Here is a 15,611-nt window from a genome sequence, read left to right as displayed (position 1 = left end):
TCACGCGTCCGCGATGTCGTTCGCGGCCACGTAGCCGAACGTCATCGCGGGACCGATCGTCGACCCGGCCCCCGCGTAGCTGTGGCCCATCACGGCCGCACTCGCGTTGCCCGCCGCCCACAGGCCCCGGATCACGGACCCGTCCGCGCGCAGTGCGCGGGCCCGCGCGTCCGTGACGATGCCGCCCTTCGTGCCCAGGTCGCCCGGCACGATCTTGAAGGCGTAGAACGGCGGCGCCCAGATCGGGGCCAGACAGGAGTTCGGCGTCACGCCCGGGTCCGTGTAGTAGTGGTCGTACGCGGTGTCGCCCCGGTGGAAGTCGGGGTCGGTGCCGTTCCACGCCTGGCCGTTGAACCGGTTGAGCGTCGAGCGCAGGGCGGCGGCCGGCACCCCGATTTGGTTGGCCAGGGCGTCCCAGGTCCACGCCTTCTTCGCGGCGCCCACCTGGTACCAGGAGTCGGGGAAGACGAGCGTCGGCAGGATGTCCTTGAACAGGTACTTGTTGCGGTAGTTCTGATCGACGATCAGCCACGCCGGAATGTGCGAGCCGGTGGCGCTCCGGTCCTTCTCGTACATCACGTGCACCACATCGCTGTACGGGGCGGCCTCGTTGACGAAGCGGGCGCCCTTCGCGTTGACCATCAGGCCCCCGGGCAGGGTCCGTTCGGCCAGGCAGAAGTACGGTTCGTTCGGAAGCGGGATCGACGGACCCCACCAGGCGTCGTCCATCAACGCCAGTGCCGCGCCCGCCCGTTGGCCGGCCCGGATCCCGTCGCCCGTGTTCTCCTTGGCGCCGACCGACCACTGGGTGCCGACCGGCTGCTGCTGGTACTGGGCCCGCATCTCCGCGTTGTGCTCGAAGCCGCCCGAGCCGATGACCACGCCCTTGCGGGCCCGCACCACGCCCCGTACGCCCTCCTTCTCCACCACCACGCCGGTGACGGCGCCGCCCTCCTGGACCAGGTCGACGAGCGGGCTGTTCAGCCACACCGGGACCCCGGCCTGCAGCAGCCCGGCCCGCAGGCCGGTCGCCAGGGCCTGGCCCATGGTCAGCGGCTTCTGCCCGCACAGCGCGGCCGCCGTACCGCGCGCCAGGCATTCGGTGGACACCGCGAGCCCCTTGGCGCTCACGGCGGCGAGGTTGAGCCACTTGTAGTCCTGGCTGAACACCACCATTCCGGCCGGCACGGGCATGTACGCCGGGTTCAGGTGGGCCAGTTCGGCGCCGAGTATGTTCCCGTCGATCTGGTCCGGCTCGATGGAGCGGCCGTTCGGGAGTCCGCCGGGGAGGTTCGGGTAGTAGTCGCTGTAGCCGTCCATGAAGCGGAAGCGCAGCGGGCTGTTGGCCATCACGAAGTCCAGCATCCGCGGCCCGTTGGACAGGAAGGCCGCCTGCCGGTCCGCGGAGGAGCCGCTGCCGACGACGGCCGACAGGTACTGCGCCGCCTTCGCCGGGGTGTCCGGGACGCCCGCGCCCAGGATCACCGAGTTGTTGGGCAGCCAGATCCCGGCGCCGGACCGGGCGGCCGAACCGCCGAAGGTCGGGGCCTTCTCGACCACCAGCACGCTCAGGCCCCGCTTGGCCGCGGTGAGCGCGGCGGTCATCCCGGCAGCCCCGGAGCCGACCACGACGACGTCGTACTCGCCGAGCGCGGGCCCGTCCGCGGCATGCGCGACGGCGGCCGGCAGCACGGTGGCGGCGAGCACCCCGGCGCCGGTCCCGGCGAGGACCGTCCGGCGGGAGGGGAGGGCACCGTGTGGTTCGGGACTCGCTGAGGAGGCGGTTCTCGCGGTCATGGGCAGGCTCCAGCGGAGAGGGGAGTGAGGGGACGGCTCCAGCATTCTGATGCTGAGTCAGAAAAGGTCTTCGGGGGATCATGTGAAGTCAAGGCATACGCGCCAGTCGCACGCCCGGAGCGGACACGGGAAATCCCGTGGTGCACGCACCGGATGTGCGCACCACGGGACTTCTGGGGCCGGGCCGCCGGGCCCGGGTCACGTCACCGGCCGGGCGTGGAGTCCGCCGTGCGGGCGGCTCCGTCAGAGGGGCTACGGGCCCTTTCGGTAAGGGGCCCTCTCCCTGTCCGTTGTCATGTCCGTCGTCACATTCGAATTCTTTAGATTCCGTGAGAATATGTCCCGCACACAAGTTTCCCACAGGTAACACATGGGTTTGCGTCCATGTACCCGTCGGGGGCTTCTCTCTCACTTCAGGGTGTCGCCGGTGGCGGCACGGAGGATCCACCATGCCCCAGCCTGGGCTCAAGACCAGACTTGCGGCCCTCGACGGGCTCCGCCTCGTCGCCGCCCTGATGGTGGTCCTGTACCACTACGCAGCTCTGAGTCGCCCCTGGGGGCACGACCCGACCACGATATTTCCGACCCTCCACCATTTCGCCCAGTTCGGGTGGCTCGGGGTTGAAATCTTCTTCCTGGTCAGCGGCTTCGTCATTTGCATGAGCGTCTGGGGGCGCACGGTCGGCGACTTCGCCATATCGCGGGTCTCCCGGCTCTTCCCGGCCTACTGGGTCGCCGTGCCTTTCACCGCGCTGGTCGTGAAGGCGTGGCCGGAGATCCACTCCATACGCGGCTGGGACGACGTCATCGTCAACCTGACGATGCTGCAGGCCGGCAACAACACCCGGAACGTCGACGACGTCTACTGGACGCTCTTCGTCGAGCTCAAGTTCTACGTGCTGATGGCGATCGTCGTCCTCTGCGGAGTCACCTACCGCAACATGGTCATCTTCTGCGGGGTCTGGACCGTGGCCGCGGCGTTGGCGCCCTCGCTCGGCTCTCCCCTGCTGGCGGCTTTCGCGATGCCCGTGTACGCGCCGTTCTTCATCGCCGGCATCGCCTTCTACCTCATGCGCCGCTACGGCTCGAACCCCATGCTGTGGGGGATCGTCGTGATGCAGCTGCTGCTGTCCCAGCGCTACTTGCACTACCGAATGGAGAGCAGCCTGGGCAAGGTCGCGGCCAACCTGCTGCCCACCTGGCCCGTCCGGCTGATCGTGATCGCCGGCTTCGCGGTGATCGCCGCGATCGCACTGGGCGCCTTCGACAAGGTGCAGTGGAAGTGGCTGTCGACCGCCGGGGCGCTCACGTACCCGCTGTACCTCATCCACATGTACGTCGGGATGACGCTGATCCACCACTTCCGCAACGACGTGCCCGCGGCGGTCCTCCTGGTCTCGGTGACCGTCCTGATGATGGTCGTCGCCTGGCTGATCCACCGGCTCGTGGAACGCCCCGCCAGCAAGTGGCTCCGCGACGCGATGCGGCGCGGGGTGGACGACGTGCGCCGCAACACTCCCGCCCGCAAGCGCCCCCGCGCCAGCCTCGACGTCGAACGCCACTCCCCGGCCGCCAGGCGGTCGGAGGAGCAGGACGTTCCCGTCGGCAGTCCCGTCGGCTAGACGAGTCATTCCGATGTGATCAGTGGTCGTAGGCGATGAGTGAGCGCGTGATCGGCTGGTCGGTCTTGTGGTTGTGCCAGATCGCGGCGGCCATCGCGAGGATGCGCTGGGCGACGCGGACGGCGACACCCTCGAAGGTTCGCCCGCCGTGTTGTTCCAGGTCGAGCTGGCCCTTGAGGGTGTCGTTGACCGACTCGATCAGCTGCCGCACCGACTTCAGCAGACCCTCGCCCTTGCGCTTCTTCTCCCGCTTGAACGACGGCCGCAGCAACTCGGCTCCCCGCAGTGCCAGATCGGACTCGAACTCCTTGGAGGCGAAGCCCTTGTCGGAGATCATCAGCAGCCCCGGCCGGTCGGTGACCGCTTCCGGTTCGCGGTCCAGCATCGCCGTCAGTACCTCGCGTTCATCGATCTTCGGGTTCGCCAGGGCCCACAGGATCGGCATGCCGGTCGGGGTGCAGACCAGGAACAGGCGCAGGCCCCAGAAGAACCGGCTGTGGCTGGCGCAGTACCCGTATCCAGCCCAGCCGGCCATGTCCGACCGTTTCACGGTTGGACGCGAGCGGCCGCATTCCACCGGGGTGGAGTCGACGATCCAGTGGTTGTCGAACCAGAAGTCCGTATCGGCGGCCAGCAGCCGTATCGCCTTCTTGACCAGCGGCAACGCAGCCCGCAGCCGCTTGTTCCAGCCCGGTTGCCTGGGCACGTACGGGAACATCGCACCCAGGCGGGAGTCCACGAACCGCAGCCACCGCGACTCCGAGGTGAAGCCCAGCAGTGCCTGCGCGACGGCGAGGCAGACGAGCTCGGAGTCCGTCAACCGTGGAGGCCGGCCCAGCCATCGGGTGCCTCCGATCTCGTCGTCGATCTTCACGTACAGTGCGGTCAGCAGGGCGTCTAGGTTGTTCGTCACACAACGATCTTGGACGCCCTGTCTGCGTTCCCGAACACACCGTCAGCATTCGGAATGACTCGTCTAGGTCGGAAGGGACGACCTGGGGGCCCGGCGGAGCAGGGCCGACGGGACCGCCGGGCGGCGGGGGTCAGCGCGTGCCCACCGCCGCCCGGACCGCCCTGCGGGCCATGCCCGCGTCGTCGTGCAGGCGGCGCAGCAGCAGGCGCTGCTCCTCGCCCGAGGACAGGGAGCCCGCCGGCAGCGCCTGGGTCGGGGCGGTCGCCAGCATCGAGCGCTGCACGGCCGTCTCCGACATCCGGATCTCCCGGGTCAGCACCAGCATCAGGTTGACCAGGAACGCGTCCCGCGCGGCCGGTCCGGCCGCCTGCGCCAGGCGGCTGATCTGGGAGCGTGCCGAGGGGGCGTCGCCCAGTACCGTCCACAGGGTGGCCAGGTCGTAGCCCGGCCGGTACCAGCCCGCGTGCTCCCAGTCGAGGAGCACGGGACCCGTCGGGGAGAGCAGCAAGTTCGACAGCAGCGCGTCGCCGTGGTTGAACTGCCAGGGGTTGCCCGACATCTTCACGCCGTGCAGCAGCTTCTGCAGGTCGCCGAAGTCACGGTCGGTCAGCAGGCCCAGCTGGTAGTCCCGGGCGATCCGCCGGTCGTAGTCCAGCGGCCGCCCGAACAGCTCGTCGGCGGGCCGCCAGCCGTTCACCTGGCGCACCGCTCCCAGTGCCGCCCTCAGGTCGGCCCGCGGCGGGGCCTCCACCGGATGCCGCTGGAGCGCGGCGACCCGGCCGGCCATCCGCTCGACGATCAGTACGCAGTTCTCCGGATCGGCGGCGATCAGCCGCGGCACCCGTACCTGCGGGCGGTGCCGGACGAACGTCCGGTACGTCGCTATTTCGTGCCGGTACCGCTCGCGCCACTCGGGCGAGTGATCCAGTAAAACCTTCGCGACGGCCGTCATCCGTCCGGTGGTTCCCACCAGCAGGACCGAACGGCCGCTGCGGCGCAGGACCTGGACCGGCGCGAACTCCGGACAGATGCGCTGCACGGAGGCCAGTGCGGTGCGCAACTGCGCCCCCTGGGGGCCCGACAGGTCGATTCTCCCGCTGAGCGGCTGCGATCCGGTACCCGGCATCCGCCGAGCCCGAACGGCGCCCTGCGCCGGGGCCGCGGAGCGGCCGGGTTCGAGGTAGGGGCCGCCGCCCGCGGGGAGCGTGCGGTGCGGCCGGACCGGGGCGGACACGGAGGACGTGGCTGCGTACATGGCGTTACGGATCCCTTCGTGCGCCGACGAGTTGCATACGCCGCCCCGCCGGATCCCGTGCATCACCCTGGGGAGTTCCGCCGGTGACCGGGTCGGGGAGGCGCATTCCTACCTGACACCCCGGCGTGGGTGGCGGACCACATTGCGTGCCCTGGCGAACCCTGGCGAATAGTCGCTCGGCATCTGACGGGGGGTTACTGTCAACTCAGCCGAGAACCTGGGGGCTTGACGTGAGCAAAGGTCCAAACACCCGTCTGAACGACCTGTTCGGCCTGGCCGGCTGGTCGAAGGGCGAACTGGCGAGGATGGTCAACCGGCAGGCGGCCTCGATGGGCCACCACCAGCTGGCCACCGACACCTCGCGGGTGCGGCGCTGGATCGACATGGGGGAGACCCCGCGCGAACCGGTGCCCACGGTACTGGCAGCACTGTTCACCGAGCGGCTCGGTCGTGTCGTGACCATCGAGGACCTCGGGTTCGTACGACAACGGCGCACCGCCAAAAGGCAACCGGACGGGGAGCAGGAGAATCCCGACGGAATGCCCTGGGCGCCCGAACGCACAGCCGCGGTCCTCACCGAATTCACGGGAATGGACCTCATGCTCAACCGTCGCGGTCTGATGAGCGCGGGTGCCGTGCTCACCGCCGGCTCCGCCATCGGCAACGCCATGCACGACTGGCTCCACACCGACCCCGCCCGCGCGAAGGACGCGCACCGCCACACCGATGCCTTCCAGGCCGACTCGGCGGGCTACGACCGCTACGAGGCCGCGCCCATCGGCTCCCAGGAGATCGAGGCGCTGGAGCGCTCGGTGGACGTCTTCCGCGCCTGGGACGCCTCCAGAGGCGGCGGCCTCCAGCGCAAGGCGGTGGTCGGACAGCTCAACGAGGTGGGCGGCATGCTCGCGTACCACCACCCCGACCACCTCCAGCGCAGGCTCTGGGGGGTGGCGGCCAACCTGGCGGTCCTGGCGGGCTGGATGTCCCACGACGTGGGCCTGGAGCCCACCGCGCAGAAGTACTTCGTCATCGCCGCGCACGCGGCCCGCGAGGGCGGCGACCGGCCGCGCGCGGGCGAGGCGCTCTCCCGCGCGGCCCGTCAGATGGTCCACCTCGGGAAGCCGAACGAGGCCCTCGACCTGATGAAGCTGGCACAGTCCGGCTCCGGCGAGCAGACGCTGCCCCGCACCCGCGCCATGCTCCACACCATCGAGGCCTGGGCGCAGGCCGCGCTCGGCAAGGGGCAGGCCATGCGCCGCACCCTGGGCGAGGCCGAGGACCTGTTCGTGTCCACCTCGGGAGACGTGCCGCCGCCGTCATGGATGCAGCACTTCGACGAGGCCGATCTGCACGGCATGCAGGCGCTGGCCTTCCGTACCCTCGCCGACCACGACCCCTCGGCGGCGACCGTCGCGCAGCAGCACGCGCAGGAGGCCCTGCGGCTGCGGGCCGACGGCCACCAGCGCTCGAAGATCTTCGACTACATCTCGATGGCCTCCGCCTGCTTCATCGCCGACGACCCGGAACAGGCGGACCGCTACGCCCGCCTGGCGCTGGTCTCGATGAACGAGACCTCCTCGCACCGGACATGGGACCGGCTGCGCGAGATGTACCGGCTGACCGGCCAGTACTCGGGATTCGCCGGCATCGAGGAGCTCCGCGAGGAGATCAAGCTGGCCCTCCCGAACAGCCCCGTGGCGCGGTCGGTTTGAGACGGGTGACCGCCCGGAGCCGAGGACGGATAAGGCCGCGCCTTCCGGCGCGGCCCTGAGTCCCGCGGATCGCCCTGGCCCGTAGCTCGCTACGAGCCGATCCGGGCCACCAGCACGCAGGCGTCGTCCTCGCGCTCGCCTTCGCCGAACTCCCCGATCACCAGGCGCACGCAGTCCTGTGAGGACCGGGCGGCGGAGAAGTGCGGTGCCAGCGCCAGCAGTCGCTCGGTCCCGTCGGCCTTGCTGAACTCGATGCTGCGCGGAGTCAGTCCGTCGGTGTGCAGGACGAGTACGTCGCCGATCTCGAGCCGCTCCTCGGCCTGGCCGTACGTGGCTCCGGAGGTCGCTCCCAGCAGGACGCCCTCGGGCGGCAGCAGCGAACGGCCCTGGCCGCGCCGGAACAGCAGCGGGGCGGGGTGTCCGGCCTGGGCCCAGGACAGCACCCGGCGCGCGGGGTCGTAGCGGCAGCACACCGCGGATCCCAGCGCGGGCTGGACGGAGGTCTCCAGGAGCTGGTTGAGCCAGCCCATCAGCGGGCCCGGCTCGATGCCGGCCATGGCCATCCCGCGCAGGGCGCCGAGCATCATCGCCATGCCGGAGGTCGCGGTCACCCCGTGTCCGGTGAGGTCACCCACCGTCAGCATCGAGTGCCCGCCGGGGAGTTCGAGCGCGTCGTACCAGTCCCCGCCGATGAGCGCGCTGGTCGCGGAGGGCAGATAGTGCGCCGCGACGTCCAGCGCCCTGGTGTTGTCGTGCGGGAACCGCAGGGAGCCGCGCCACGGGGGGAGCACGGCTTCCTGCAGCTCGACCGCCAGCCGGCGCTCGGTCTGCGCGATCTCCTGCCGGCGCTGCAGCGAGTCCCGGGACTCGCGCACCGCCCGCTGGCTCCGGCGCAGTTCACTCACGTCCCGCAGCACGGCCCACATGGAGGCCGTGCAACCGTCGGAGTCGAGTACCGGCTCGCCCCTCATGTGCAGCGTCCGGACCCGGCCGTCGGTCCGGACGATGCGGAACTCGCCGTCTATGGGCTTGCCGTCCACCAGACAGGCGGTCACCATCGCGGTCAGCAGCGGCTGGTCCTCGGAGAACAGGGCGGAACCCAGTTCGTCGAGGGGCAGCGCGCCGGCCTCGGGGGAGCGGCCGAAGATCTGGAAGAGTTCGTCGGACCAACTGACCTCATCGGTCAGCAGGTTCCACTCGGCACTGCCGACCCTGGTCTGCTGCGCCTCGGCCCCCGTCTCGGGGGCGGCCTGCGGCAGGGCGGCCGATTCGGGCGAGGCGGGCGGCAGCCCCTCCTTGAGCTGGCCGAGGTGCTCGCGGAGGTCGTCGAGGTGGTGGACGGCGAGATCGCAGAGCGCGCGCTGCCAGCGGCCCTGCGCGTCGTCGTCGTCGACGACGGTGTCACGGCGGACGGCGTCGACTTCTCCCCGGAGCTGTCGGGTCTGCGAGATCAGCGCGTCCACCGACCCTGGCTCGGGAGGTTGCGCGGGGCGGTCCGCGTACAGGTGGGACGGCATCTGAACTCCGATACAGGCGCGGCACGGCCAAGTCTGAGGAGGGACCGGTTCTGAAGGAAGGGCCGGTGACGACTGTGGCACAGCGAGCGACGGGCTGTAAGGCGTTTGGCAACATCTGTGGAGGACTTGCACCAGGCATATGCCCGAGGCCTTCCGGTGCTCCTGGAGTGTGCGAACGAATCCGGTCAGCCCATACCGACGGGCCGGCGCGGAAACCCCGCCGGCCCTTGCCGTTCCCGGGCTGTTCCGGGGCGGTCAGACCATCAGCGGTACCGGGTGGATCTCGCTGGCGGGGTGCCCCGTGCGCTCGTGGATGCGCTGGACCGCCTCCGCCGAGGGCGCCTCGGAGAGGCAGTAGACCGTGCCGGACGCGGGGTCGGCCCAGGCGCGCTCGAAGTGCACGCGCTCTTCCTTCTCGATGGCCAGGTCGGCGTTGTGGGCGGCCTTCAACTGCTCAGCGGTGATGCCGGTCATGCCGTGGTGGACGTCCATGTACTTCGTCACTGCCGCACACCTCTTTCCCTCTGCTCGGTGTGGCACTGCATGTCCTCCTTCCATCGTCCTCCCGCGGCCGGAAACCGGCCTTCCGGACGAGGGCGATCGATCGTACGGCCGAGGTGTACGAGGCCCGCCCGGTGCCGCACCGGCGAAAGACGGCGCAGCACCCGGATCAACACGACCGGCCCGGCATCCCCCGAACGAATGACTCCGCCCTGCCGGCGGTATGTCCGATATTCCGCCCGGCAGTTGATCCGGACTTCCCACCACCCTCCCGGATCGCTACTCTACGTGCCGGTAATGAGCTGGGGAGGCTCGCTGAGGCGGGCCGTGCGCAGGGTGGGGACACGACGAGATGACCGGGCAGAGCCATGCGCCGAACGACGGGCAGAGCCGGCGGTCCTTCCTCACCTATCTGGTCGCCGCCCCGACCCTCGCCCTGGTCACGCGCGCCGGCGCCGACCTCCTCGCGCCGCAGTCCGCGCACGCCGTGATCCCGACCCTGCCCGCCATCGCGGACCTGGTGGACCTCGGCGACCTGTTCATCCTGGCCGGCGCCCCCACCTCCGCCCTGCTCGCGCTCGCCGTGGAGGCCGATGGGACGATCCGCTTCCGGCTGCCGCGCGAGGAGGTCGGCCAGGGCCTGACCACCGCCGTGGCGATGCTCGTCGCCGAGGAACTGGACGCCCCGCTGGACGCCGTACGGGTCGAACTGGACGACGCGCGCCCCGAGCTGCTCTTCAACCAGCTCACCGGATCCTCCAACTCCATCCGCTCCCTCTACGGCCCCGTCCGCCAGTGCGCCGCCACCGCCCGGGCCCGGCTGGTCGCGGCCGCCGCCGTGCGCTGGAGCCTCCCGGCGTCCACCCTGACCACGGCGAACGGCGCCGTCCGCGCCCCCGACGGCCGCACCGCCGCCTACGGCTCCCTCGCCGCGGCCGCCGCCGACCCGGCCCTGATCGTCCTCGGCGCCACCCCCAAGCCCGCGGCGAAGCACGCCCTGGTCGGCAAGCCCACCAGCCGGATCGACGCCCGCGCCATGGTCACCGGGGCCCAGCGCTACACCCTCGACCTGGACGTGCCCGGGGCCAAACCCTGCGTGGTCCGCCGCCCGCCCACCCTCGGCGGCAGCGTCCGCTCCGTCGCCAACCTCGACGCCGTCCGGGCCATGCCCGGCGTACTGCACGTGGTCACCGTCGCCACCGGGGTCGCCGTCGTCGCCGAGACCTTCGGCCAGGCCCTCGACGCCAAGACCGCCCTCCAGGTCACCTGGGGCCCGGGCCCGGCCGACCAGCTCTCGGACGCGGCCGTCCGGACGAAGCTGCGCGCCGCCACCCCGCCGCTGCTCGTGCCGCCGCTGCTCACCGCACACGTGGACGCCGAGTTCGACTTCGCCTTCGTCAGCCACGCGCCGATGGAGACCAACTCGGCCGTCGCCGACGTCCGCGAGGACCGCGCCGAGATCTGGTCCGGGCTCAAATCCCCGATCGTGGCCCGCGAGACGATCGCCGCCGACCTCGGCCTGCCCCTCGACAAGGTCACCGTCCACGTGGTGCAGGCCGGCGGCTCCTTCGGCCGGCGGCTGTTCTTCGACGCGGCCCTGGAAGCGGCCCGGATCTCCAAGGCCTGCCGCCGTCCGGTCCGGCTGATGTGGACCCGGGTGGACGACACCCGGCACGGCCGGATGCGCCCGGCCACCCACCACAAGATCCGGGCGACGCACCTGCTGGGCGAGGTGCTCAGCTTCGAGCACCGGGTCGCCGCCGCGGAGACCGACTTCCGGCACGGACTCGGCGAGATCATCACCGCGACCGCCGCCAGCCTCCCGCTCGGCATCGGCAACGCCACCCTCGCCCAGACCCTGTTCCTCACCACGGTCAAGTCCCCGTACCACTTCGGGCTCACCACCCAGGCGCTCACCGAGGTCCCGACCGGGGTTCCCACCGGTTCCTGGCGCTCGGTGTACTCGGCGAACACCCGGGGGGCCGAGGAGATCGTGGTCGACGAGCTGGCCGCCGCGACGGGCCGCGACCCGTACCAGTTCCGCCGTACCTTCCTGAAGACGGCCGCCCAGCGCGCCGTGCTCGACAAGGCGGCCACCGAGGGGGGCTGGGGCCGGGCCATGCCGGCCGGCTGCGCCCAGGGCATCGCCTTCCACGAGGAGTACAAGTCCCGGACCGCCTGCCTGGTCGAGATCGACACCAGGAACCCGGAGCACATCCGCGTCACGAAGGCGGTCATCGCCGTCGACGTGGGCCTGCCCGTCAACCCGCGCGGTCTGGAGGCCCAGATGATCGGCGGCCTGACCGACGCGATCTCCACCACGCTCAAGGCCGGCCTGCACCTGGACAAGGGACTCCCGCTGGAAGGCAGTTACAGCCAGTTCCACTGGGCGCAGCAGCGCGACACCCCGAAGGACGTACGCGTCTTCGTGCTCCCGGCGACCGGAACCGAGCCGGGCGGGGCCGGCGAGCTGGGCCTGCCCGCCGCCGTGGGCGCGATCGCCAACGCCTACGCCCGGGCCACCGGCACCAAGCCGCGCAGCTTCCCCCTCGACTTCGACGTCGACTTCACCCCGTACCCCCGCTAGTCGATCGACTCCAGGAGCCGAGCCGTGCCCTCGCACACCTTCACCGTCAACGGGCAGAGCGTCACAGTGGACGCCCCCGACGATCTGCCCCTGCTGTGGGTGCTCCGCGACATGCTGGGCGTGCGCGGCCCGAAGTACGGCTGCGGAGTGGACGTCTGCAAGGCCTGCACCAGCCACCTCGACGGGGTGGACGTCCGCCCGTGCGTGGTGCCGGTCTCCGCGTGCGCGGGGAAGACGGTGACCACGATCGAGGGACTGGCCGACGGCGAGGACCTGCACCCGGTGCAGGAGGCCTGGCTCGAACAGGACGTCGCCCAGTGCGGCTTCTGCCAGCCCGGCCAGATCATGGCGGCCGTCGCCCTGCTGAAGCGGACGAGCACGCCCACGGACGAGGACATCGACGCGATCGCCAACATCTGCCGCTGCGGCACGTACTTCCGCATCCGGGAGGCGATCCGCAGCGCGGCGGCGAAGATGTAGGCGGTTCACCCCATGACGCCTCACCCCATGACACTTCACCCCATGACACAGGGTTTATATGGGACGAAACGACACAGTTTTGGCTGATCATGCCTGAATGAGGCGTATCAATGCGAAACGTGTGCTGGTCGGCGAACCGCTCGACACCGCGCGCCTGGGCGAGACCCTGCTGCCCAAGCGGCTCGCGCTCCCGATCTTCTGCAGCGACCCGCTCTCCTCCGTGGCCTACGCCACCGAGGAGATCCTGCTGATCCTCGCCCTCGGCGGGGTCGCGCTGCTCCACCTCGCCTGGTACGCGGCCGCCGCCATCGTGTTCCTGCTCGTGGTCGTCGTCGCCTCCTACCGCCAGACCTGCTACGCCTATCCGGGCGGCGGCGGCGCCTACATCGTCAGCTCCAAGAACCTCGGCCAGACCGCCGCCCTCACCGCCGCGAGCGCCCTGCTCGTCGACTACGTCATGACGGTCGCCGTCTCCGTGGTCTCCGGCGTCGCCGCCATCACCTCCGCCATCCCCTCCCTCTCCGATCACGAAGTCCCCCTGTCGGTGGGTTTCGTGGTGCTGCTGACCCTCATGAACCTGCGCGGGGTACGGGAATCGGGCCGGGTCTTCGCCGTCCCCACCTACGGCTTCGTCCTCGTCATCTACCTGATGTTCGCGGTGGCCGCCTACCGGCTCGCGACCGGCGACACGATCCGCGCAGAATCCGCCGCCCTGCCGATCAGCGCCGAGGGCAATTACGCCGGCCTCGCGGTGGTGCTCCTCGCGCTGCGGGCCTTCGCCTCCGGCTGTACCGCGCTCACGGGCGTCGAGGCCATCAGCAACGGCGTCCCCGCCTTCCAGAAGCCGAAGAGCAAGAACGCGGCGACCACCCTCGCCGCGATGGGCGCGCTGGCCGTCACCATGTTCGCCGGGATCACCGTCCTCGCCATGAACTACGAGGTGCACGTGGCCGCGGACCCGACCGAGCTGGGCCTGGCCCCCGGAACCCCGATGTCCACCGCGCTCGCCCAGATCGGCCGGGCCACCTTCGGAGACTGGCACTTCCTCTTCTACCTGCTCCAGGCCGTCACGGCCGGCGTCCTGGTCCTCGCCGCCAACACCGCCTTCAACGGGTTCCCGATGCTCGCCTCGATCCTCGCCAAGGACCGGTACGTGCCCCGCCAGCTCTTCAACCGCGGCGACCGGCTCGTCTACTCCAACGGCGTCGTCCTGCTGGCGCTCGCCGCCATCGGCCTCATCGTCGCCTTCGACGCCCAGCTGACCCGTCTCATCCAGCTCTACATCATCGGCGTCTTCGTCTCCTTCACCCTCTCCCAAGCGGGCATGGTCAAGCACTGGAAGACGGAGCTGGCCTCCCCGGAGACCCGCAAGGAGGAGCGGATCCACATCCACCGCCGGCTCGCCATCAACGCGGTCGGCGCCACCATGACCTTCGTGGTCCTGGTCATCGTCCTGATCACCAAGTTCACCCACGGCGCCTGGCTCGTCGTCATCGCCATGCCGCTGCTCTTCATCGGCATGAAGGGCGTACGCCGCCACTACGACACGGTGGCCCGCGAACTCGCCGTAGCCCCCGGGGTCAAACCCCGCAAGCCCGCCCGCCACCACGTCGTCGTCCTCGTCGCTTCCGTGCACGCCCCCACGCTCAAGGCCCTCGGCTTCGCCATGGGGCTGCGCCCCGACACCCTGACGGCCGTCTCCGTGGCGGCCGACGAGGAGAGCGCGAACCGGCTGCGCGCGGACTGGGCGGACCACGACCCGGGCATCCCGCTCAAGGTGCTGCACTCCCCGTACCGCGAGGTGGTCGGGCCCGTACTGGCCTACGTACAGGAGCAGGCGGCCGCCGAGGGCACGGACATGCTCTCCGTGGTCATCCCCGAGTACGTGGTCGGACACTGGTGGGAACAGCCCCTGCACAACCAGAACGCGCTGCGGCTCAAGGCGCGCTTGCTGTTCACGCCCGGGGTCGCGGTGATCGACGTGCCGTACCTGCTGGAGTCCGCACGGCCGGCGGAGATGGGGGAACCGGGGGAGCGGCAGGAGGGGGCGGGGGCCCGGCCGGGCGCTGGGTGACCGCCGTGTGGGCCAGCGCCAGCTCCACGACGTGCGCGGGATCGGCCAGCGAGCGGCCGGTGAGCTGCTCCAGGCGGCGCAGCCGGTTCGAGACGGTGTTGCGGTGGCAGTACAGCCGCTGCGCGGCGTACGTGGTCGAGCCCCGGCAGGTCAGCCAGGTACCCAGGGTGGTCAGCAGCACCCTGCGGTCCTCCGCGGCCAGCGCCAGGACCGGCCCCAGCACCACCTGACGCAGCCGGCCCGCGAGTTCCGGTTCGGCCGCGACCAGCGCAGCCGGGAGCCGTTCGTCCAGCAGGGCGGTGTGCGGACCGTCGGCTCCCGGCGCCGCGCGCAGCGCGAGTACGGCGAGGCGGCGGGCGCCCGCCAGCTCGCCCGGGGTCTCCACCACCGGGCTCACCCCGGCGCGTAAGCCGAGGGGCGCGAGCAGGTCGGTCACGGAGGCGAGCGGAAGCGGTCCCAGGTCCACGAGGCCGGTCTCCCCGTCGGCCCGGATCCGCCACAGCACGCGCGGGGCGGCGCCCTCCGGGGGCGCCCACCCGCCGTCCCCGGCGTCGAGGACCACCACGGCGAAGCGCCCGCGCTCCGGCAGCCCGAGCCGCCGCGCCGAGTCGGCGGACCGGCCCGCCGGACCCGAGCCGTCGAACAGGGCGTCGAGCAGGGCTCCGCGCAGCTCCCGCTCGCGGTCGCCGCGCACGGCCTCGGCCCGGCGGTAGGACTCGGCCGCCGCGTCCGCCATCCGGTCGACCACGTCCCACAGGGCGGGCGCACCCGGCAGCAGCCGGGGCAGCGCCGCCCGGTCCCGGGCGGCGACGGCCTCGGTGAGGACCTGCCACAGCAGCCGGCCGCAGAGCCGGTAGACCCGCAGCAGGGAGTCGAGCGGCAGGCCCTGCCGGGCGCGGAGTTCGCCGTCGGCCCGGGCCTCGGCGAGCTCGGGCGGCAGCCCGCGGGCCTCGCGGAGCAGGCCCTCGACGGCCTGGCGGAGCAGGTGGTGGACCCGCTCGCGCAGGGCGGCCCGGCCGAGCAGGGCCACGTAGACGGCGCAGGCCGGATCCCCGTCCGGTGACCGGTCGGCGAGCCGCTCGGCGGCCACGGCGATCCGGCGGTCCAGGTCCTCGCGTATCTCCCCGATGATCCGCTCCATGACGGGCAGGGT

11 protein-coding genes are annotated in these 15,611 nt (G+C 71.2%); 5 read left to right on the top strand and 6 right to left on the bottom strand.

Going from position 1 to position 15,611, the window contains the following annotated elements; all coding sequences use genetic code 11:
- Positions 1-1,797, bottom strand: coding sequence for a 3-oxosteroid 1-dehydrogenase (gene kstD, locus ACODT5_RS20510; protein ID WP_422520768.1), 1,797 nt, complete (start codon positions 1,795-1,797; stop codon positions 1-3).
- Between the two features lie 449 nt (positions 1,798-2,246).
- Here kstD and ACODT5_RS20505 point away from each other — a divergent pair, with 449 nt between their 5' ends.
- Positions 2,247-3,419 carry an acyltransferase family protein gene (locus tag ACODT5_RS20505; protein ID WP_422520767.1) on the top strand — a complete coding sequence of 391 codons (1,173 nt, stop codon included), beginning with the start codon at positions 2,247-2,249 and terminating at the stop codon, positions 3,417-3,419.
- Positions 3,420-3,438: 19 nt separating this feature from the next.
- Here the strand turns inward: ACODT5_RS20505 and ACODT5_RS20500 are convergent, their stop codons facing one another.
- Complete coding sequence (locus ACODT5_RS20500; RefSeq protein WP_422520560.1) at positions 3,439-4,332, bottom strand: IS982 family transposase; 894 nt, start codon at positions 4,330-4,332, stop codon at positions 3,439-3,441.
- A 130-nt stretch (positions 4,333-4,462) separates the two neighbouring features.
- The gene (locus ACODT5_RS20495; protein WP_422520766.1) at positions 4,463-5,587 is read right to left on the bottom strand and encodes an aminoglycoside phosphotransferase family protein; all 1,125 of its coding nucleotides are present in this window, start codon (positions 5,585-5,587) and stop codon (positions 4,463-4,465) included.
- A gap of 230 nt (positions 5,588-5,817) precedes the next feature.
- Between ACODT5_RS20495 and ACODT5_RS20490 the strand changes: the two genes are divergently transcribed.
- Positions 5,818-7,299, top strand: coding sequence for a DNA-binding protein NsdB (locus tag ACODT5_RS20490; protein WP_422520765.1), 1,482 nt, complete (start codon positions 5,818-5,820; stop codon positions 7,297-7,299).
- 89 nt (positions 7,300-7,388) lie between these two features.
- Here the strand turns inward: ACODT5_RS20490 and ACODT5_RS20485 are convergent, their stop codons facing one another.
- Together ACODT5_RS20485 and ACODT5_RS20480 are read right to left on the bottom strand one after the other, a co-directional pair.
- Entirely contained in the window at positions 7,389-8,816 is a 1,428-nt protein-coding gene (locus ACODT5_RS20485; protein ID WP_422520764.1) for a PP2C family protein-serine/threonine phosphatase, read from the bottom strand.
- 255 nt (positions 8,817-9,071) lie between these two features.
- On the bottom strand, positions 9,072-9,320 hold the full coding sequence (locus ACODT5_RS20480) for an SCO4226 family nickel-binding protein (RefSeq protein ID WP_422520763.1): 249 nt from the start codon (positions 9,318-9,320) through the stop codon (positions 9,072-9,074).
- Positions 9,321-9,669: 349 nt separating this feature from the next.
- Between ACODT5_RS20480 and ACODT5_RS20475 the strand changes: the two genes are divergently transcribed.
- From ACODT5_RS20475 to ACODT5_RS20465, 3 genes are all read left to right on the top strand, one after another.
- Complete coding sequence (locus tag ACODT5_RS20475) at positions 9,670-11,904, top strand: xanthine dehydrogenase family protein molybdopterin-binding subunit (RefSeq protein ID WP_422520762.1); 2,235 nt, start codon at positions 9,670-9,672, stop codon at positions 11,902-11,904.
- A gap of 24 nt (positions 11,905-11,928) precedes the next feature.
- Entirely contained in the window at positions 11,929-12,384 is a 456-nt protein-coding gene (locus tag ACODT5_RS20470) for a (2Fe-2S)-binding protein (protein ID WP_327251219.1), read from the top strand.
- 97 nt (positions 12,385-12,481) lie between these two features.
- Positions 12,482-14,458, top strand: a complete 1,977-nt coding sequence (locus tag ACODT5_RS20465; protein WP_422520761.1) for an APC family permease — start codon at positions 12,482-12,484, stop codon at positions 14,456-14,458.
- On the opposite strand, the gene ACODT5_RS20460 is transcribed toward ACODT5_RS20465, so the two are convergent.
- The gene (locus ACODT5_RS20460; protein ID WP_422520760.1) at positions 14,340-15,599 is read right to left on the bottom strand and encodes a PucR family transcriptional regulator; all 1,260 of its coding nucleotides are present in this window, start codon (positions 15,597-15,599) and stop codon (positions 14,340-14,342) included. The genes ACODT5_RS20465 and ACODT5_RS20460 overlap by 119 nt on opposite strands.
- Between the last annotated feature and the right edge of the window lie 12 nt (positions 15,600-15,611).

Source organism: Streptomyces tatrensis (genome assembly GCF_049310065.1).
Taxonomy (GTDB): domain Bacteria; phylum Actinomycetota; class Actinomycetes; order Streptomycetales; family Streptomycetaceae; genus Streptomyces.
This window is presented reverse-complemented; position numbering and strand designations above follow the sequence as displayed.